This is a genomic window from Bradyrhizobium sp. HKCCYLRH2060, assembly GCF_051168135.1.
In the GTDB taxonomy this organism is placed as follows: Bacteria; Pseudomonadota; Alphaproteobacteria; order Rhizobiales; family Xanthobacteraceae; genus Bradyrhizobium.
The window spans coordinates 479950-499732 of the sequence record NZ_JBNPUK010000001.1 but is presented as its reverse complement, the minus strand read 5'-3'; the positions used below and the strand labels follow the sequence as shown (position 1 = coordinate 499732).

Here is a 19783-nt window from a genome sequence, read left to right as displayed (position 1 = left end):
GTATACCCGGATCATGGCCAAAATCACCCGCCCCCAACGCGCCAAGCCGGCGCCGGTTCGCAAGCCTGCCAAGAAGGCCGCCAAAAAGGCCGCGAAGGCCGCGCCCAAGACGGCCTCCAGGCCGGCAGCGAAAAAGGCCGCCAAGCCGAGCCCGGCGGCGAAGTCCAAGGCCGGCGCGGTCAAGCCGGTCAAGAAAGCCTTGAAGGCGATCAAGCCCTGGACCCCGGCCGAGATCCGCGAGGCCTTCAGCCGGTTCGCGCAGGCCAATCCGGAGCCGAAGGGCGAGCTCGAGCATCTCAACCCCTACACCCTGCTGGTCGCCGTGGTGCTGTCGGCGCAGGCGACCGATGCCGGGGTCAACAAGGCGACGCGGCCGCTGTTCAAAGTCGCCGACACGCCGGAGAAGATGATCGCGCTCGGCGAGGAGCAACTGCGCGAGTACATCAAGACCGTCGGCCTCTACCGCACCAAGGCCAGGAACGTGATCGCGCTGTCGCACAAGCTGATCAACGAGTTCGGTGGCGAGGTGCCGCGCACGCGCGCGGAATTGGAGTCGCTGCCGGGCGCCGGACGCAAGACGGCGAACGTCGTGCTCAACATGGCGTTCGGCGAGCACACGATGGCGGTCGACACTCACGTGTTTCGCGTCGGCAACCGCACGGGGCTGGCCCCCGGCAAGACCCCGCTCGAGGTCGAGCTCGGGCTGGAGAAGGTCATTCCCGCCGAGTTCATGCTGCATGCCCATCACTGGCTGATCCTGCACGGCCGCTACACGTGCCTGGCGCGCAAGCCGCGCTGCGAGCTGTGCCTGATCAAGGACCTCTGCCGCTGGCCGGAGAAGACCGCCTGATACGTTGTCGGTGACGAACGGTTTCGCGCGAGAACGCGTTTGACAGTCACTATTGTGTCACGGCGCGACGCCGTCTCACCATGGCCGGGCCACATCGCCGCCCGCATTGGACATAAGATGACAGCCGTAATCCGGGGCGATGTGAGTGGCGCGTGTTAGTTCCCGCGTTCTCGGACCCTTCTGCGCCGGGACGTTGAAGGATCAGCCGCATGGACAACACTGCCGCACTCGTGTCGCTCGCGACCTCGGTGCCACCGCATCAGTTTCGCCAGAACGAGGTGATGGAGGCGGCGCGCGTGGTGCTGTCGCCGCGCTTTCCGCAGTTCGATACGATGGCGAGCCTGTTCGCCAACACCGGCATCCGCCAGCGCTACGGCGTCAAGCCGATCGAATGGTACATGGAGCGGCGCGGCTGGCCGGAGCGCACGCAGGCCTATCTCGAAGGCGCCGAGGCGCTGTTCGTCGACGCGACGAACAAGGCGCTGGCGCAGGCCGATCTCACGGCTGCCGAGATCGACACCATCGTCAGCGTGAGCTCGACCGGCATCGCGACGCCGACCTTGGAGGCGCGCGTCGCCGGCCGCATGGGCTTCCGCTCCGATGTCTCGCGCGTGCCGGTGTTCGGGCTCGGCTGCGCCGGCGGCGTCTCCGGCCTGTCGATCGCCGCGCGGCTGGCGCAGGCGCGGCCCGGCACCAATGTGCTGTTCGTGACCTTCGAATTGTGCACGCTTGCGGTGCGCCACGACGAGCTGAGCAAGGCCAACATCGTCGCGCTCAGCCTGTTCGGCGACGGCGCGGCGGCCGCGATCCTGCGCGCCGGCGATGGCGGCCAGACGCGCGTCGAGGCGACCGGCGAGAAGCTGTGGCCGGATACGCTCGATATCATGGGCTGGAGCGTCGATCCCGAAGGTTTTGGCGTGATCTTCCAGCGCACGATTCCGGACTTCGTCACCGAGAACATGGGCCCCGCGGTCAACGAGATCCTCGGCAACATGAAGCTGTCGGCCGGCGACGTCGACCGCTTCGTCTGCCATCCCGGCGGCGCCAAGGTGATCACGGCGCTGGAGCGCGCGCTGTCGATCGGCCAGGGCACGCTGGATCATGAGCGCGAGATCATCGCCGACTACGGCAACATGTCCGCGCCGACCGTGCTGTTCGTGCTGGAGCGCGCCCGCGCGCGGGGCTTGCCGCCGCGCTCGGTGCTGACCGCGCTCGGACCCGGTTTCACCGCAAGCTGCGTATCATTGAGGAACGCCGCATGACCTTCGCCGCCTTCGTCCTCGCCCTCGTCACCATGCAACGGCTCGGCGAACTCGTGCTCGCCCGCCACAACACCCGCCGCCTGCGCGCCATGGGCGCGGTCGAGGTCGGGGCGGATCATTATCCGCTGATGATCTCGATGCACGCGGCCTGGCTGGTGTCGCTGTGGCTGCTCGGCGCCGACCAGGAGGTCGATCCGTGGCTGCTGTCGGGCTTCGTGGCTCTGCAGGGCCTGCGCTGGTGGGTGCTCGCGACGCTCGGTCCGCGCTGGACGACGCGCATCATCATCCTGCCCGGTGCGCCGCTGGTGACCGATGGTCCCTATCGCTATATCTCGCATCCGAACTACCTGGTGGTCGCGGCCGAGATCGCGCTGCTGCCGCTGGCGCTGCATCTGCCGCTGATCGCGCTGATCTTCTCCGGGCTGAATGCGGCGGTGCTGTTCATTCGCATCCGCGCCGAATCCGAGGCGCTCTCGGGCATCGGCGGCGGCCAGACGGCATGAGCGGGTCGGCCGCGCCGCAGGATCGTCCGAGCCTCGCCACCTGGCTCGGCTTCATCCTGATGTGCGTCGGCATGTTCATGGCGATCCTGGACATCCAGGTTGTGGCGACGTCGCTGCCGACCATCCAGGAGGCGCTCGGCATCACGCCGGAGGCGATGAGCTGGATCCAGACGGCGTATCTGATCGCCGAGATCATCGCCATTCCGCTCACCGGCCTGCTCACGCGCGTGTTCACGTTGCGCTGGCTGTTCACAGGCGCCGTCGGCATCTTCACCGCCGCCTCGCTCGGCTGCGCGTTCAGCGGCGATTTTCACACGCTGCTGGCGTTCCGCGTGCTGCAGGGCTTCTTCGGCGGCCTGTTGATCCCGGTCGTGTTCTCCGCCGTCTTCCTGCTGTTTCCACCGCGCCTGCACGCGGTCGCGACCACCATCGGCGGCGTCGTCGCGGTGCTCGCGCCGACCGTCGGGCCCGTGGTCGGCGGCTTCATCACCAACACCTGGTCGTGGCCCTGGCTGTTCCTCATCAACATCGTGCCGGGTGTCATTGCCGCGCTGGTGACGCCTGGCCTGCTGCCGAAGCAGCGCATGGACCTCGCGGAGCTCGACAAGCTCGACCTGTTTGCGCTGCTGCTGCTCGCGGTCTCCCTGGCCAGCCTCGAGCTCGGGCTGAAGGAGGCGCCGAAGGGCGGCTGGCTGTCGTCGAACTGCATCGCGTTCCTGGTGCTGAGCGCGTCGTGCCTCACCTTGCTGATCCAGCGCCTGCTGGCCTCGCCGTATCCGATCCTGCGGCTCGGCAGCTTCCAGCGGCGGTCGTTCACGCTCGGCTGCCTGTCGAGCTTCTGTCTGGGCATCGGGCTGTTCGGCTCGGTCTATCTGATGCCGGTGTTCCTCGCCTTCGTGCGCGGGCACGATGCATTCGAGATCGGCAAGATCATGCTGGTGACGGGCGTGGCGCAATTGATCGCGGCCCCGCTGGTGACGGCGCTGGACGGCAAGGTCGATGCGCGTCTGCTGACGGCGTTCGGCTTCGTGGTGTTCGGCACGGGGCTTGCGGCCAGCGCGTTCCAGCCGCCGACGGCGGACTATCAGGAGATGTTCTGGCCGCAGGTGGTGCGCGGCGTCGGCATCATGTTCTGCCTGCTGCCGCCGACGCGGATCGCGCTCGGCGACCTGCCGCAGGCCGAGGTCGCCGACGCCAGCGGGCTGTTCAACCTGATGCGCAATCTCGGCGGCGCCATCGGCATCGCGCTGATCGACACCATCATCTACGGCCGCGTCACCTTGCATGCGCAGGCGTTCCGCGACCGCCTGATGGCCGGCGACACCGCCGCCGCCAAGGCGATCGGGCTGGCGCCGGAGCTGCTGCGCAACCGGCCGCGCGGCGTCTCCGAGGAGCAGGCGATCGCCTATGTCCGGCCGCTGGTGGAGAAGGCCTCGCTCGCGCTGTGCGTCAACGAGGCCTGGTCGCTGCTCGCAGGCATAGCCCTGCTCGGCTTCCTGCTGATTCCGTTTGCGCGCAACAAGGCCGTGAGCCTGTCGCCGCGGATGATGGCGCTAGAGGCTGCGCAGCCGGCGCTCCGGCGACGGCTCGATCAGCTCGGGCCGCGGTCCGGATAGGCGCTTGTGCAGGTGGACCATGAAGGCCATGCCGAACAGCGGCGTCGCCAGGTTTACGATCGGGATGGTGACGAAGGCCGCGATGATCAGGCCCGCGGTGAACACGGTCACCGCATTGTCGCGCCGCATCGCCTTGGCCTCCGCCGGCGGCCGGAAGCGCATCGCGGCGAGCTCGAAATATTCACGGCCGAGCAGCCAGGCGGTGGCGAGGAAGAAGATCACGAAGCCCGCGCCGGCCAGGAACACGAAGGGCAGGGCGACCAGATAGACCAGGATGGTAAGGCCGGCGGCCTTGAGGCCTTCCGCGATCGCGACGCCGAAAGGCAGGGCGACGCCGGGGCGTTCGGCCGGATAGTGCTCGCGCTCGACGAGGTCGGCGACGTCGTCGACGAACAGGCTTGCGATCAGCGACGTGATTGCCGGCATCAGCATGATGCCGCCGAACACCACGCCGAACCCGGCGGCGATCGAGATGATCCAGGTCAGCACCTCCAGCGTGCCGTGCGAGTTCGGCCCGAGCATGGCTTCCGCCCAGCCCTCGCCGGCGGTCGCCAGCCAGGTCAGGAGCCGCTGCAGCCCGATCGCGAGCACCGTGACCAGCACCAGCGCCAGCCCGATCGAGCGCCACAGGATCGAGCGCATCGGCGGCGACAGAATTTGCGAAATCGCCTTGATGGCGGCGTCGATCATGGCGGGGTCCCTCGCTGCAAAGCCCGCGGCAGAGGTAGACATGCCGGCGGGCTTCGGCAAGTCCGCCGGCATCGCATCAAAGATCGGTCGCCCGCAGCCGCAGCGCGTTTCCGACCACGCTGACCGACGACAGCGACATCGCGGCGGCGGCGATGATCGGCGACAGCAGGATGCCGAACACGGGGTAGAGGATGCCGGCGGCGATCGGGATCCCGGCGGCGTTGTAGATGAATGCGAAGAACAGGTTCTGGCGGATGTTGCGCATCGTCGCCGCCGACAGTTTGCGCGCCCGCGCAATGCCGCCGAGGTCGCCCTGCAGCAGCGTGACGCCGGCGCTCTCCATCGCCACGTCGGTGCCGGTGCCCATGGCGATGCCGACATCGGCCGCGGCGAGCGCCGGCGCATCGTTGACGCCGTCGCCGGCCATCGCGACGATCTTGCCGCTGGCGCGCAGACGCGCGACCACCGCGCTCTTCTGCTCGGGCAGCACCTCGGCCTCGACCTCGGTGATGCCGATCTTGCGCGCGACCGCGGTGGCCGTGGTGCGGTTGTCGCCGGTCAGCATGATCACCTTGATGCCGTCGGCCGCGAGTGCCTTCAGCGCCTCCGGCGTCGAGGCCTTGACCGGATCGGCAATCGCGAACAACGCGGCCGGCCTGCCGTCGACGGCCATCGTGATCACGGTCGCGCCCTCTTCGCGCAGCCGCTTGCTCTCGACTCCCAGCGTATCGGTGATGATGCCGAGCGAGGCGAGATAGGTGGCATTGCCGAGCACGATGGCCTTGCCGTCGACCTCGCCGCGCGCGCCCTTGCCGGTCGGCGCGTCGAAGTTCTTGACGTCGGTGAGCTTGATGTTGCGCTCGCTCGCGTGACGGACGATGGCCTCGGCCAGGGGATGCTCGCTGGCGCGCTCGACGCTGGCGGCCAGCCGCAGCGCCTCCGCCTCGTCGAAGCCCTGAGCCGTGACGATGCTGGTCACCTTCGGCTTGCCCTCGGTCAGGGTGCCGGTCTTGTCGACGACCAGCGTATCGACCTTCTCCATCCGCTCCAGCGCCTCGGCGCTCTTGATCAGCACGCCGGCCTGGGCGCCGCGGCCCACCCCGACCATGATCGACATCGGCGTCGCAAGACCGAGCGCGCAGGGACAGGCGATGATCAGCACGCTCACGGCGGCGACGAGGCCGAAGGCGAAGCGCGGCTCGGGACCGAACGCGTACCACGCGACGAAGGCGGCAATGGCAGCAGCGATCACCATCGGCACGAACCAGCCCGCGACCTGGTCGGCGAGGCGCTGGATCGGCGCGCGCGAGCGCTGCGCATCGGCGACCATCTGCACGATCTGCGACAGCAGGGTCTCGCGCCCGACCTTGTCGGCGCGCATCACGAAGCTGCCGGTCTGGTTCAACGTGCCGGCGATGACGCGCTCGCCCTCGTCCTTCGTCACGGGCATCGACTCGCCGGTGACCAGCGATTCGTCGAGCGACGAGCGGCCTTCGAGAATGACGCCGTCGACCGGCACCTTCTCGCCCGGGCGCACGCGCAGCCGGTCGCCGACCGCGAGCTCGGCGATCTCCACCTCATGATCGTTGCCGTCGGCATCGAGCCGCCGCGCCGTCTTCGGCGCGAGTTGCAAGAGCGCCTTGATGGCGCCCGACGTCGCCTCGCGCGCCCGCAGCTCCAGCACCTGGCCGAGCAGGACGAGGACGGTAATGACCGAGGCCGCCTCGAAATACACCGCCACCGCGCCGCCATGGCCGCGGAACGCCGGCGGAAACGCCTGCGGCGCCAGGGTCGCGATCACGCTGTAGACATAGGCGACGCCCGTGCCCATCGCGATCAAGGTGAACATGTTCAGATTGCGGGTCTGCACCGATTGCCAGCCGCGCACGAAGAACGGCCAGCCGGCCCACAGCACCACCGGCGTCGCCAGCGCGAACTGGATCCAGTTCGACAGCACGGGATCGATCAGTCCGTGACCGCCGATCAGGTGGCCGCCCATCTCCAGCACGACAACAGGGGCCGACAGCACAGCGCCGACCCAGAACCGTCGTGTCATGTCGGCGAGCTCGGGATTGGGCGCATCGTCGAGGCTGATGACGTCGGGCTCCAGCGCCATGCCGCAGATCGGGCAGGTGCCCGGGCCTTCCTGCCGGATCTCGGGATGCATCGGGCAGGTGTAGATCGTGCCCGCCGGCATCTCCGGCGGCGGCTCGCGCTCGCCGAGATATTTGTCGGGCTCAGCCGCGAATTTGGTGCGGCAGCCGGCCGAGCAGAAATGGAAGGTTTGACCCGCGTGCTCGAAGCGATGCTTCGAGGTCGCGGGATCGACGCTCATGCCGCAGACGGGATCCTTCACCTTCGCATCGTCATGCTGATCTGGGTGATGGTCGTGACCGCCACAGCACGACGCAGCGGCTGCGGGCTCGGCCCCCGCGAGATATTTGGCGGGATCGGCGGCGAACTTGGTGCGGCAGCCCGCGGAGCAGAAGTGGAACGTCTGTCCCTGGTGCTCGAAGCGGTGCTTCGAGGTCGCGGGATCCACCGACATGCCGCAGACCGGATCCGTCACCTTCGCCGCCTCAAGCGCTGGCGCGGCGCCGGCACGATCGCTGCAACAACCGTCCGCGGATGCATGTTTGTGTCCGGTTTCCACCGCGCCCGCGTGCGATCCACAGCCGCATCCGCCCTCCGCGCCACCATGCTCGTGTCTGGTTTCCGACATCGCCAAGCCTCTTGAAACCTATACCCTGTAGGGGTATATACGCTCCATGCGCGACGACATCAAGACATCCTGTCAGAAACGTTTGAGCCGGATCGAAGGGCAGGTCAGGGGCCTGTCGAAAATGGTCGAGGACAACCGCTACTGCATCGACATCGTGACCCAGATCTCCGCTGTCCGGGCGGCGTTGCGCCGGGTCGAGGAGGAGATCCTGCGCGACCACGTCGCGCATTGCGTCGAGCACGCCATCGCATCCGGCGACAAGGCCGATCAACGGCAGAAGATCGCGGAGTTGATGGATGTGATCGGCCGGTCGGATCGCTGAGGTCAGCCCGGATCAGACTGCCACCTTGTTGCGGCGGCGTGCGGTCGGACGTGGTGCGATTTTTCGCACCGGCTCGGCGACGAGAAAATGCTCGTTGACCACGAGCCGCTCGCCGAGCTTCGCAACTATTTCCTCAGCCGCAGCCTGCTGCGTCGCTTCTTCGTCAGCCGTCTCAGGAACGAGCGGCGGCGCTGTGACGGCTCCTGGAAACACGGCGAACTCGCCCGCTACCTCCGCGAGCGGCTTCTGCTTGTCGGCCCAATGCAGCGTCGTGTAGTCGAACCCGTTGACGATGGTCGGCTTGACGATCTCGAAATAGGGCGAGATGTCGAAGTCGCGCGGCATGTATAGCGACGAATCCCGGATGTGCAGGATCTCGCGCTTGGCACGCCGCGATGGCGCCCGCGTGATCTTGGGCAGGATCGGATAGCGCACCGCATCGAAGGCCTGTGCGATCAGCGCCGAACAGATCATCTTGGTCGGATCGCCCGAGCCCAGCGCGATCATGCGCCGCCGCCAGCGTTGCGGAATCGGCATCGGGATCAGATAGCGCATCAGGTCGACGATGTTCTTGGTGTCGTAGCCGAAGCCGATGCGGTTGATGGCATAGCGGCACACCGTGTGCCGGTCCTCATACGTCAAGCCGACCGGACGGCATACACGGGTGTGGTAGGCGAAATATTTCGACAGCGGCGCCGAGATCACGCCATCGCCGACATAGGCCTCGACCAGCACGTGCGGCTCGCCGTCGGGCTCGACGGCGCCGTCGATCGGTCCGACATAGAGCGCGGCATGCGACCAGGTCGACTGCGTGAGGTATTTGATGATGCCGGAAATACGGCTGTTGCCCTCGACGAGCAGCACGTCGCCGGGCTGGACATCCTTGCGCAGATAGTCCGGATCGCTCGGCGTGAACGGCTCATAGCCGGGGATCTCCTTCTGGAGATAGGCGGCAATCAGCTTGCCGATGTGATCAAGCACGATACCCATAACGCTCCCCGGGCGACCTTGGCCGGTCGCCGGCTTTTTCCCTTCTTCCATGATGGTCGATTGCGGTTGCAATTTGGTTCATAGTCGACGCGTTCTGCGCGGTATCACGTTTACCATCCCGGTTGCCGCAGCGCGGCAGATGCGGCAAATTCGGCGGGTATTCGTTTGATTCAAAAGCTTTCGGAAACCATGTCATGAATGTCACGCGCCGCGGCTTCCTCTCCGCTTCCGCGGCGCTGGCCGCGCTGCCTATTGCCGGCCGCACCGCGCAGGCGGCTGTTCCACGCGACGCTGACATTGTCGTGATTGGGGCGGGGGCGGCGGGAATCGCCGCGGCCCGTCGCATCGTCGCGGCCAACCGCAAGGTCGTGGTGCTGGAGGCCGCGCCGCAGCCCGGTGGCCGTTGCAGCACGGATGCTGCCACCTTCGGCGTGCCGTTCGATCGCGGCGCCCGCTGGCTGCTCAACGCCGACGGCAATCCCATCAGCAGGCTCGCGCGGGGTCTCGGGCTCGATCTCGTTGCAGCTCCCGTCGGGCAGAAGATCCGCGTCGGCCGGCGCAACGCGCGGCCCGGCGAGACCGAGCAGTTCCTGGCGGGGCTGGTGCGCGCCAATCGCGCCGTCGACGAGGCGGCGCGCGGCAAGCTCGACACTTCCTGCGCCGCGGCGCTGCCGAAAGATCTGGGCGACTGGACCAGCACCACCGCCTTCGTGCTCGGCGCCAGCGCGACCGGGAAGGATCTCGCCGATCTCTCCGCGATGGACAAGGCGCGTGCGCAGGATCGCAGCGCGCCGCTGGCCTGCCGCCAGGGGCTGGGTACCTTCATCGCCAGGCTCGGCGAAGCGTTGCCGTTGTCGCTGTCGACTCCGGCAACGCGCGTCGTGTGGGCCAACCGCGACGTCGCGGTGGAAACGCCGGCGGGGCGAATCGCGACGCGCGCCGTCATCCTCACGGTGTCGACCAACGTGCTGACATCAGGTGCCATCAAGTTCGCGCCCGAGCTGCCCAAGCGACAGCTCGACGCCGCCGCCAAGCTCAGCCTCGGCAGCTATGATCACATTGCGCTGATGCTGGCGGGCAATCCGCTCGGCCTGTCGCGGGACGAGGTCATCATCGAGCAGAGCAATTCCAACCGCACCGGTCTGCTGCTTGCCAATATTGGTGGATCGTCGCTCTGCACCGTCGATGTTGCCGGCGCCTTCGGCCGCGAACTCTCGGCGCAGGGCGAGGCGGCGATGGTCGACTTCGCCAGGGAGTGGATCGGCAAGCTGTTTGGAAGCGAGGCCGCCGCGGCGGTGAAAGCGTCCGCAGCCACGCGCTGGAACCAGGCGCCGGGCGTGCTCGGCGCGATGTCGGCGGCCACGCCCGGCAGCCAGGGGGCGCGCAAGATCCTCGGCGAACCCCTCGGTCCGCTGTTCCTGGCGGGCGAGGCGACGCACGAAACGCTGTGGGGCACGGTCGACGGCGCCTGGGACTCCGGCGAACGCGCCGCCGAAGCCGCGCTGCGCCGGATCGGCGCGTTGAAGGATCTCGAGCCGGAGCCGAGCAGTGAGCGGCAACGACCACGCCGTCGCGGCAAGGTGCGGTCGGCCTCGCCTGAGGATTGAAGTAGGGTGGGTAAAGGCGTAGCCGCGCTGTGTCCATGGTCGAGATCGTCGTGGCGCCGTGCCCACCATCTTGCTGATGAGTCGCAGGTGGATGGTGGGCACGCTGCCGCCTTGCGGCGGCCGCTTTGCCTACCCCTACGCGAGCTACACGGGCAACTTCAGCTCCATCAGGTCCTTCGCGATCACGATGCGGCCCGAGTAGTTCTTCTTCACGTCCCGGGTCCAATCCTCGTCCGTCACTTCGGGATCATCACCGGGCACGAAGTGGCTAAGCACCAGCACCTTCACGCCTGCCGCCGCGGCGATGCGCCCGACGTCCTCGGTCGTCGTGTGGCTGTCGAGCAGGTGCTTCTTCAGCGTCGAGCCGTTCTTCGTTTTGGCGACCAGACGATCGACCGCCGGCACATACATGCACTCGTGCACGAGCACGTCGGCCCCCTTGGCGAACTCGGCGAGCTTCGGATTGTAGGCGGTGTCGCTCGAGAACACGATCGTGCCGTCCGGGGTCTCGAACTTGTAGGCGAAATTGTCGGTGATCGGCGGATGCGGCGTGCGGAACGCGGTCACGGTGACCTCAGCCGTCTTCAGTACGATCCCGTCCGCGTCGATGTCCTTCGCGACCAGGAGGGGCCGCGGATCTGGCCGGCCTTCGTCCGCGATGCGGGTGTCGACGTCGAACTTGTTAGTCTCCCAGAAACTTCTGGTCATCGCCTCCAGGCCCTTCGGTCCGAACGACTGGATCGGCGTCGACAATCCTGCGGCCCAGGCGTTGTAGAACAGATTGCCGTATTCGAGATTGTGATCGGAATGGTGATGGCTGATCAGGATGTACTTGACCGATGGGATCGGAACCCCGGCACTGACGAGCTGACGGCTGACGCCCATGCCGCAATCGATCACGAACGGCGTGCCGTTGACGACGACGAGATTGGCCGGATTTGAAGCGCCCACGCCGACGCGGGGGCCGCCCTTGGTGCCGAGGAAGACGATCCGCGTGGCGGTCTTCGCGCCTTGCGCGAAGGCCGCGGGCGCCGCGATGGCGCCGGCCGTTCCGAGCGCAAGCTTGAGCATCGTTCGCCGATGGATCACGGTAGCCTCCCTGTCTGCTTCGTTGCAGGAAGGCTAGCCCCGCCCGAGCATGCCGTCGAGGGCCGGCAAGCCGGCGATCACGGCGATTGCGATCAGCGCATAGCAGATCGCGCGGAACACCTGTTCGCTGGCGCGGCCGAACAGCAAAGCGCCGAATGCGACGCCAAGCGCGTAGACCGGCCCGATCAGCAGCGAGAGCTTCAGCGAATCCCAGGTGATCAGACCGCTCATTGCGTAGCTCACCATCGCGAAGAAGTCCGATGCGCCGAAGAACAGCACGATGTTCGCCCGCGCGATCTTTGGCGGGATCGGGCGTCCCAGCCAGTAGCCCACGATCGGCGGGCCCCCGGTCTGCGCCAGTCCGCTGCAGAATCCGGAGATACAGCCGACAGCGACCGACAGCGCGGTGTACTCCCTGCCGCGATAGCGCCAGCCGGACAGCAGCAGCGCAAGCAGCGCGATCACGAAACCGGTGATGATCCAGCGGACGGTGACCGGGTCCAGCCGGCTGAGGAACCAGGTGCCCACGGGTACGCCGACCAACGCGCCCGCGACGATCACCGCGGTGGCCTTGCGGTCGGCCTCGCGCCAGGCGGGCGCCACCATCGGGGCCATCGAGACGAAATCGATCACCAGCAGCAGCGGCGCGACCAGACGGGGCGTCGCAAAGCTGCTCGCGAGCGGCATGAAGATCAGCGCCGCGCCGAAGCCGGAGAAGCCGCGCGCGGTTGCGGCGATGAACGCGACGATCGCCAGCGCGACCGCCGCGAACAGGCTGAGATCGGCAGGGATGAGCCCGGACAGGCTCATCCGCGCAACGTGCCGCCGGTCTTCTTGGCGACGTCGGCGGTGATCTTCGCCGCGACGGCGTCGATCTCCTCGTCGGTCATCGTCTTGTCACGCGGCTGCAGCGTCACGGCGATCGCGACCGACTTCCTGCCGTCCTCGATGCCCTTGCCCTCGTAGACATCGAACACGGTGACATCGGTGATCAGCTTCTTGTCGACGCCCTGTGCGGCGCGCACGATGTCGCCGGCCTTGACCTTGCGGTCGACGATGAAGGCGAAGTCGCGCGACACCGGCTGGAATGCCGAGAGCTCCAGGACCGGCTTGGCGCGGGTCGGCTTCGCCTTGGCGGCCGGAATGCGATCGAGGATGACTTCGAATGCGACGAGCGGGCCGTCGGCCTTGAGCGCCTCCAACGTGCGTGGATGCAGCTCGCCGAAATGGCCGAGCACGTTCTGCGGTCCCATCTGGATGGTGCCAGAGCGACCCGGATGCATCCAGGCCGGACCGCCGGCAACGATCTGCAGCGACGCCATCGGCGCGCCGGCCGCCGCCAGCACGGCCAGCGCATCGGCCTTGGCGTCGTAGGCACTGGCCGGTTGCGATCCTGTCCAATGCCGGCCGAGTCCCTTCGCCGACGCGATGCCACGGCGGATGCCACTCGCGGCCACGAACTGATCCGCGGGGCCATCGCCCTTGAAGACCTGCCCGACCTCGAAGATCGCCGCATCGCCGAAGCCGCGATCGGCGTTGGCCTGCACCGTCGCGATCAGGCCCGGCAACAGGCTCGGGCGCATGTCCGAGAGATCGGCCGCGATCGGATTGGCGAGTGCGAGTTCGGCCTTGCCGCCGCCGAACAATTCGGCGGCCGGCTTCGAGATGAACGACCACGTCACGGCCTCGACCATGCCGCGCGCGGCCAGCGCGCGCTTGGCGCGCCGCGTGCGCAATTGCAGCGGCGTCAGCACCGGCTTGCGCGGCGCATCGCCGCGCTCGAACGGCGTCATAGGCACCTTGTCGACGCCGACGATGCGCACGATTTCCTCGACGATATCGGCCTTGCCGTGCACGTCGCTGCGCCAGGACGGCACCGCGACCTTCACGACGGGCCCGTTGCCGGCGACCACGAAGCCGAGATGCGTCAGGATCCGCCGCATCTCGGTCAGCGGCACATCGATGCCCGCCAGCCGCTTCACCTCGGTCAGGGGGAAGTCGACGATGCGGTCATCGCCGAAGGGATTGCCGACGACGAGGGTCTCCGATGGCGTGCCGCCGCACAGGTCGAGCACGAGCTTGGTCGCCATCTCCAGGCCCGGCACCATGAAGGCGGGATCGACGCCGCGCTCGAAGCGATAGCGCGCGTCCGAGTTGATGCCGAGCTTGCGGCCGGTCTGGGCGATGTTGATCTCGTTCCACAGCGCCGATTCGATCAGCACGTCGGTGGTGCCTTCATCGCAGCCGGAGGCCTCGCCGCCCATGATGCCGGCGAGCGATTCGACAGCGGCGTCATCGGCGATGACGCACATCGAATCGTCGAGCGTGTAGGTGCGGCCGTCCAGCGCCAGCAAGGTCTCGCCATCGCGGGCGCGGCGGACGACCAGGTTGCCCTTGACCTTCTTGGCATCGAACACGTGCAGCGGGCGCGCGCGGTCGAAGGTCATGTAGTTGGTGATGTCGACCAGCGCGTTGATCGGGCGCAGCCCGATCGAGGTCAGGCGCTGCTGCAGCCATTTCGGCGACGGGCCGTTCTTGACGCCGCGCACCAGCCGCAGCGCGAAGCCGGGACAGAGCTTCTCGTCTTCGACCACGACTTTCACGGGACAGGGGAATTCGCCCTTGATCGGCTTGATGCCGGGATCCTTGAGCTTGCCCATATCGGCGGCCGCGAGGTCGCGCGCGATGCCGTGCACGCCGGTGCAGTCCTGGCGGTTCGGCGTCAGGTTGATCTCGAACTGGGGATCGCCGAGGCCTGCCCATTCGGCGTAGGGGGTGCCGATCGGCGCATCCGCCGGCAGCTCCATGATGCCGTCGTGATCGTCGGAGATCTCAAGCTCGGCCGCCGAGCACAACATGCCGCGGCTTTCGACACCTCTGATGGTGCCGACCGAGAGCGTGATGTTCTTGCCGGGGATGTAGGTGCCGGGCGGCGAGAACACCGACACCAGTCCCGCGCGCGCGTTCGGCGCACCGCAGACCACCTGCACCGGCGCGCCACCGTCACCGGTATCGACCATGCAGACGCGCAGCCGGTCGGCGTTCGGGTGCTGCTCGGCGGAGACGACGCGCGCAATCCTGTACGGCGCGAGCAGCTTCGCCTTGTCCTCGAGATGTTCGACCTCGAGGCCGATCATCGTAAGCTTGTCGGCGATCTTCTCGACCGGCTCGTCGGTGTCGAGATGGTCCTTCAGCCAGGACAGCGTGAATTTCATGGCCGCATGCCTCGGATCTTGCTGGTGTTTGTATCGTGAGTGTGGTCGTGTTCGCTGTCTTGGTCGCTTGCGACGCTCTCTCCGCTCCCTCCCCCCTTGTGGGGGAGGGGTGGGGAGGGGGGTAAGCCGCGGGCGCGGTCGGCAATGGCTTGGCGGATTGCCGCAACAACACCTTCCAGATTCGAGGTCACCTGCTCATTAGTGAAGCGGAGGACCTCGAAGCCTTCGGCTGCGAAGAAGGCGTCACGCTCGGCGTCTCTTGCCTGCCGTTCGGTGAAATCGTGCGACTCGCCATCGAGCTCGATCACGAGCTTGGCCGAGAAGCAGGCGAAGTCTGCGATGTAGTTGCGAAATGGCACCTGGCGGCGAAAGCTGGCGCCGTCAATTCGGTCGGCCTTGATGTAGCGCCACAGCAGCGTCTCGGCGCGCGTCATCGCCTGGCGAAGTTGCTTCGCTCGGTTGCGCTGGCGGTTGCTGACAACGGCGTGCGGCATCCTGGGCTACCCCCCTCCCTGACCCTCCCCCACAAGGGGGGAGGGAACGGAGAGACCGATGGTTGTCGAAGTAAGAGCGCGCAGATCCCAGCCCTCCCCCGCAAGCGGGAGAGGGAGTCCTAGCGTTTGCTGGGAAACATTGGGGCCGACAATCGTCACGTGCTCAATCCCCCGGCCAGCGTCGGCACCTCCAACGGCTTGAAGCCGTAATGCGACAGCCAGCGGACGTCGCCTTCGAACAGCTGGCGCAAATCGCTCATGCCGTATTTGAGCATCGCGATGCGGTCGATGCCCATGCCCCAGGCGAAGCCTTGATATTCGTCGGGATCGATGCCGCAGGCGCGCAGCACGTTCGGGTGCACCATGCCGCAGCCGAGAATCTCCAGCCAGTCCTCGCCCTCGCCGAAGCGGATCTCGCCCTTGTCGCGGCGGCACTGGATGTCGACCTCCAGAGACGGCTCGGTGAACGGGAAGAACGACGGCCGGAATTTCATGTTGATGTGGTCGACCTCGAAGAACGCCTTGCAGAACTCGTGCAGGATCCATTTGAGGTGGCCGAGATGCGAGCCCTTGTCGATGACGAGGCCCTCGACCTGGTGGAATTGCGGCGTGTGGGTCGCGTCCGAATCGATGCGGTAGGTGCGGCCCGGGCAGATGACGCGGATCGGCGGCTTCTGGCTCAGCATGGTCCGCACCTGCACCGGCGAGGTGTGGGTCCGCAGCAGCATGCGCGAGCCGTCCGGCTTCGGATTGAAGAAGAACGTGTCGTGCATCTCCCGCGCCGGATGGCCTTCCGGGAAGTTCAGCTTGGTGAAGTTATAGTCGTCGGTCTCGACGTCGGGACCTTCGGCGATCGAGAAGCCCATGTCGGCGAAGATCGTGGTCAGCTCGTCCATCACCTGGCTGAGCGGATGGATGCGCCCGGTCTCGGTCGGCGAATCCTGCAAGGGCAGGGTGACGTCGATGGTCTCGGCGGCGAGGCGAGCATCGAGCGCCGCGGCCCTGAGCACCTCGCGGCGCGCGGTCAGCGCCTGCGTGACCTTGTCCTTGGCGAGGTTGATCGCCGCGCCCTGCGTCTTGCGCTCGTCCGGCGACATCTTGCCGAGCGTCGCCAGCAGCGCCGAGATCGAGCCCTTCTTGCCGAGCGCTGCGACGCGGACGGTTTCCAGCGCGGCTTCATCGCCGGCGGCGGCGATCTGGTCGAGGATCGAGGTTTCGAGCGAGGCGAGGTCGGACACGGGCAAAATCTCCGCGGGACAAAAGGCGGCTGGGTTGTCGCCGCGCCGGCGACAGGGGTCAAGCGAAAGCAGGCAAGCAAACCGGCATGTCGCCGGATAGCAAAAAGCGGCCGAGAGCATCGGCCGCTTTTGACATCCTCACGATGCGCTGGGCGATCAGGCGGCGAGCGCCGCCTTGGCCTTCTCAACGATCGCCTGGAACGCGGCGGGCTCGTTGATCGCGAGATCCGACAACACCTTGCGGTCGACGGTGATGCCGGACTTCGACAGGCCGTCGATAAATCGGCTGTAGGTCAGCTCGAACGGGCGCACGGCGGCGTTCAGGCGCTGGATCCAGAGCGCGCGGAAGGTGCGCTTCTTGCGCTTGCGATCGCGGAACGCATACTGGCCGGCCTTTTCGACGGCCTGCTTGGCGGTGCGGATCGTGTTCTTGCGGCGGCCGTAATAGCCCTTGGCGGCCTTGAAGACTTTCTTGTGCTTGGCGTGGGCGGTCACACCGCGTTTGACGCGAGACATGCCGGAAATCCTTGGATTCAGAGATGACGATCAGCCGCGGCTTTGAGGCGGCCAGGGGTTCGGAAGCGGGAGGCCGGTCAGGCGTTCGGCAAGAAGTACTTCTTGACGTTGTCGCCGTCGGTCTTGAACAGCACGCGGGTGCCGCGCAGCTGCCGGATCTGCTTCTTCGTCCGCTTGATCATGCCGTGGCGCTTGCCGCGCTGGGCGTGCATCACTTTGCCGGTGGCAGTCACCTTGAAGCGCTTTTTGGCGCCGGATTTGGTCTTCAGCTTGGGCATTTGGCTCTCCTTGATGCCAACGGCAAGCCGCCCGCAAAAGCGGCGCCATCCGGCGAAAATGCTCGTTAGAGCGTTGGTTGTGCTCAGGTTTCGGGTCCAAACGAGGATCCACCCGCACAGAAACATCGCCACGGCAGCCCTTGATCAGCCGGGCGACGAAGGCCGCGCTTATGCCAGAGACAAAGCCAGTTGGCAACGTCGAACCACGGAATCGGCTATTCCGACCCATGATCAGCCGACCATGACAGTCGAGGATCGACCATGACCCGCCTCATTCGCCGCGCCATCTCCGCCGCCCTTACGACCGCGCTGCTGACGGGCCTCGCAGGCCTGCCGGCGAGGCCTGCGCACGCTGCCGGCTTCGATGGCGCCTGGACCGTGCTGATCATTACCGAGGCCGGCAGTTGCGACCAGGGCTACAGCTTCCCGATCCGGATCAGCAGGGGCCGGGTCCTCTCGAACAGCACCGCCAACATCACCGGCTCGGTTGGCCGCGGCGGCGCCGTCACCGTGCGGGTATCCCAGGGTGGCGCCTCGGCCAGTGGCACCGGCCGGCTCGGCGCCACCTCAGGTTTCGGTCGCTGGAGCGGCAAAGGCTCGTCCGGAACCTGCCGCGGGCGGTGGCAGGCGACGCGGTCCTGACCCCGGCCCGCAAGAGCGGTCCTGGCGGGCGCCCTCAAGAGAAAAGCCCGCCAAACGCGTGGCGGGCCCGGCTTCGGGTGTCGGTGTGCTGGACCTAGCGCGGCGCCAGAACCATGACCACCTGACGGCCCTCGAACCTGGCGTCCTGCTCGACCTTGGCGAACGCTGCGACGTCGGATTTCACCTTGTCGAGCAGCTTGGTGCCGATCTCCTGGTGCGCCATTTCGCGGCCGCGATAGCGCAGCGTGATCTTGACCTTGTCGCCCTCTTCGAAGAACCGCTGCATCGCGCGCATCTTCACGTCGTAGTCGTGGTCGTCGATCATCGGGCGGAGCTTGATCTCCTTGATCTCAACGACCTTCTGCTTCTTGCGGGCCTCGGCGGCCTTCTTCTGCGCCGAATATTTGTACTTCCCGTAGTCCATGATCTTACAGACGGGAGGCGTGTTGTTCGGCGAAATCTCGACCAGATCCATGCCGGCGTCAGCGGCCATCTTGATCGCGACAACGGTCTCGACGACACCACGGTTGGTGCCTTCGGCATCGATCAGCTGGATCTGCGCATTGCGAATCTCATCATTGGTGCGCGGCCCGTCTTTGACGGCAACGGGCGGGGCTCGATTGGGGCGGCGAATGGGTAGTTCTCCAAGGTTGTGGAAGAAGGCGGCTAGTTTGAAGGAAGATGCTTTCGCGGGCAAGGTCGCAACTGTCCGGTGCGTCGAAATTCCGCCCGGCCGTCGCGGCTCCTGCGACGCATGCGCGAGACTCGTGCGTCGATGCATTCCCCCAAGGAAGCCACACGGCCGAGAATTGCGATCAAACTCGCGCTTTTTCGGGCCCTCGTGGTTCCGCCGGGGGACATAGAGTGCGCCGCGCGCTTTCGCAAGCGGCAGCGTCAAGCTTGGCCGATTGACGGAAACGGCCGGTTCGCCCACACAACACCCGACAGCGAGTAACGATCCATGAACCCTGCTGCAGAGAATGCCGATCCGCCTGTCTTCATCACCGTCGGCGCGGGCGAATCGTCGCGCCGGATCGCGGTGCGGGCGCGGCCAGGCCATCCGCCCGGGCTGTTCTGGCTCGGTGGCTTCAATTCCGACATGAAAGGCACCAAGGCACTGGCCCTCGATGCCTGGGCCGCCGGGCGCGGCCGCGCCTGCGTCCGCTTCGACTATTCCGGGCACGGCGAATCCGGCGGACGCTTCGTCGACGGCACGATCAGCCGCTGGCTCGAGGAGAGCGTTGCCGTGTTCCGGCAATTCTGCCGCGGACCGCAGGTCGTGGTCGGCTCCTCGATGGGCGGCTGGATGGCGCTGCTGCTGGCGCGCGCGCTGCTCGAGGAACCGGCCGAAGCGACGCTGGCGGGCCTGGTCCTGATCGCCCCGGCGCCCGATTTCACCGAGGAGCTGATGTGGAAGGGCTTCTCGCCGGCGGTCCGGACCGAGATCGAGACCAACGGCGTCTGGATGCGCCCGTCGGAGTACGGCGAGCCCTATCCCATCACCAGGGCGCTGATCGAGGACGGGCGTCATCATCTCCTGCTCGGCGGTGCCATCAAGATCGGCTGCCCGGTGCGCATCCTGCAGGGCGCGCAGGACCCGGACGTCCCCTGGCAGCATGCGTTCGCGCTGACCCACCGCCTGCCCGCCGAAGACGTGGTGCTGACCATGATCCAGGACGGCGACCACCGGCTGTCGCGGCCACAGGACATCACGCGCATGCTGGCCGCCGTTGGCGAGATAGGCTGAGG

The 19783-nt window shown here is 66.9% G+C and carries 19 protein-coding genes; 8 read left to right on the top strand and 11 right to left on the bottom strand.

Features of this window, described 5'->3' with window-relative positions; genetic code table 11:
* The first annotated feature begins 13 nt into the window (after positions 1-13).
* From nth to ACQR10_RS02135, 4 genes are all read left to right on the top strand, one after another.
* On the top strand, positions 14-850 hold the full coding sequence (nth, locus tag ACQR10_RS02150; protein WP_434895458.1) for an endonuclease III: 837 nt from the start codon (positions 14-16) through the stop codon (positions 848-850).
* A 209-nt stretch (positions 851-1059) separates the two neighbouring features.
* Complete coding sequence (locus ACQR10_RS02145) at positions 1060-2112, top strand: type III polyketide synthase (RefSeq protein WP_434911767.1); 1053 nt, start codon at positions 1060-1062, stop codon at positions 2110-2112.
* Positions 2109-2615 (top strand): isoprenylcysteine carboxyl methyltransferase family protein, encoded by a 507-nt coding sequence (locus ACQR10_RS02140; RefSeq protein WP_434846125.1) that lies wholly within the window; start codon positions 2109-2111, stop codon positions 2613-2615. Before ACQR10_RS02145 ends, ACQR10_RS02140 begins: the two co-directional genes overlap by 4 nt.
* Positions 2612-4231, top strand: a complete 1620-nt coding sequence (locus tag ACQR10_RS02135; protein WP_434911766.1) for a DHA2 family efflux MFS transporter permease subunit — start codon at positions 2612-2614, stop codon at positions 4229-4231. Before ACQR10_RS02140 ends, ACQR10_RS02135 begins: the two co-directional genes overlap by 4 nt.
* Here ACQR10_RS02135 and ACQR10_RS02130 read toward each other — a convergent pair.
* The gene (locus ACQR10_RS02130; protein ID WP_316215403.1) at positions 4169-4921 is read right to left on the bottom strand and encodes a sulfate transporter family protein; all 753 of its coding nucleotides are present in this window, start codon (positions 4919-4921) and stop codon (positions 4169-4171) included. The genes ACQR10_RS02135 and ACQR10_RS02130 overlap by 63 nt on opposite strands.
* 76 nt (positions 4922-4997) lie before the next feature.
* Positions 4998-7643, bottom strand: a complete 2646-nt coding sequence (locus ACQR10_RS02125) for a heavy metal translocating P-type ATPase (RefSeq protein ID WP_410051385.1) — start codon at positions 7641-7643, stop codon at positions 4998-5000.
* Positions 7644-7689: 46 nt separating this feature from the next.
* Here ACQR10_RS02125 and ACQR10_RS02120 point away from each other — a divergent pair, with 46 nt between their 5' ends.
* Entirely contained in the window at positions 7690-7965 is a 276-nt protein-coding gene (locus tag ACQR10_RS02120; RefSeq protein WP_015663319.1) for a metal-sensitive transcriptional regulator, read from the top strand.
* 12 nt (positions 7966-7977) lie between these two features.
* Here ACQR10_RS02120 and ACQR10_RS02115 read toward each other — a convergent pair whose 3' ends face one another.
* Positions 7978-8955, bottom strand: coding sequence for a YiiX/YebB-like N1pC/P60 family cysteine hydrolase (locus ACQR10_RS02115; RefSeq protein ID WP_316215401.1), 978 nt, complete (start codon positions 8953-8955; stop codon positions 7978-7980).
* Positions 8956-9149: 194 nt separating this feature from the next.
* On the opposite strand from ACQR10_RS02115, the gene ACQR10_RS02110 reads away from it, so the two are divergent.
* Entirely contained in the window at positions 9150-10562 is a 1413-nt protein-coding gene (locus ACQR10_RS02110; RefSeq protein WP_316215400.1) for a flavin monoamine oxidase family protein, read from the top strand.
* A 144-nt stretch (positions 10563-10706) separates the two neighbouring features.
* Here ACQR10_RS02110 and ACQR10_RS02105 read toward each other — a convergent pair whose 3' ends face one another.
* The 7 genes from ACQR10_RS02105 to rpmI form a co-directional block, all read right to left on the bottom strand.
* Complete coding sequence (locus ACQR10_RS02105; protein WP_316215399.1) at positions 10707-11651, bottom strand: MBL fold metallo-hydrolase; 945 nt, start codon at positions 11649-11651, stop codon at positions 10707-10709.
* A 33-nt stretch (positions 11652-11684) separates the two neighbouring features.
* Positions 11685-12461 (bottom strand): sulfite exporter TauE/SafE family protein, encoded by a 777-nt coding sequence (locus ACQR10_RS02100; RefSeq protein ID WP_316215398.1) that lies wholly within the window; start codon positions 12459-12461, stop codon positions 11685-11687.
* Entirely contained in the window at positions 12458-14866 is a 2409-nt protein-coding gene (gene pheT, locus ACQR10_RS02095) for a phenylalanine--tRNA ligase subunit beta (protein ID WP_316215397.1), read from the bottom strand. The genes ACQR10_RS02100 and pheT overlap by 4 nt, the downstream gene beginning before the upstream one ends.
* On the bottom strand, positions 14863-15360 hold the full coding sequence (locus ACQR10_RS02090) for an endonuclease domain-containing protein (RefSeq protein WP_434911765.1): 498 nt from the start codon (positions 15358-15360) through the stop codon (positions 14863-14865). Before ACQR10_RS02090 ends, pheT begins: the two co-directional genes overlap by 4 nt.
* Positions 15361-15515: 155 nt before the next feature.
* Positions 15516-16598, bottom strand: a complete 1083-nt coding sequence (gene pheS, locus ACQR10_RS02085) for a phenylalanine--tRNA ligase subunit alpha (RefSeq protein WP_316215396.1) — start codon at positions 16596-16598, stop codon at positions 15516-15518.
* A gap of 156 nt (positions 16599-16754) precedes the next feature.
* Positions 16755-17114 carry a 50S ribosomal protein L20 gene (rplT, locus tag ACQR10_RS02080; protein WP_012040570.1) on the bottom strand — a complete coding sequence of 120 codons (360 nt, stop codon included), beginning with the start codon at positions 17112-17114 and terminating at the stop codon, positions 16755-16757.
* A 77-nt stretch (positions 17115-17191) separates the two neighbouring features.
* Positions 17192-17392 carry a 50S ribosomal protein L35 gene (rpmI, locus tag ACQR10_RS02075; protein WP_008539890.1) on the bottom strand — a complete coding sequence of 67 codons (201 nt, stop codon included), beginning with the start codon at positions 17390-17392 and terminating at the stop codon, positions 17192-17194.
* 261 nt (positions 17393-17653) lie between these two features.
* Between rpmI and ACQR10_RS02070 the strand changes: the two genes are divergently transcribed.
* A complete protein-coding gene (locus ACQR10_RS02070; RefSeq protein WP_315805634.1) occupies positions 17654-18034 on the top strand; it encodes a hypothetical protein in 381 nt (126 codons plus the stop codon).
* A 94-nt stretch (positions 18035-18128) separates the two neighbouring features.
* Here ACQR10_RS02070 and infC read toward each other — a convergent pair whose 3' ends face one another.
* The gene (gene infC, locus ACQR10_RS02065) at positions 18129-18668 is read right to left on the bottom strand and encodes a translation initiation factor IF-3 (protein ID WP_434911789.1); all 540 of its coding nucleotides are present in this window, start codon (positions 18666-18668) and stop codon (positions 18129-18131) included.
* Between the two features lie 327 nt (positions 18669-18995).
* Here infC and ACQR10_RS02060 point away from each other — a divergent pair, with 327 nt between their 5' ends.
* Positions 18996-19781, top strand: coding sequence for an alpha/beta hydrolase (locus ACQR10_RS02060; RefSeq protein ID WP_316215395.1), 786 nt, complete (start codon positions 18996-18998; stop codon positions 19779-19781).
* The last annotated feature ends 2 nt before the right edge of the window (positions 19782-19783 follow it).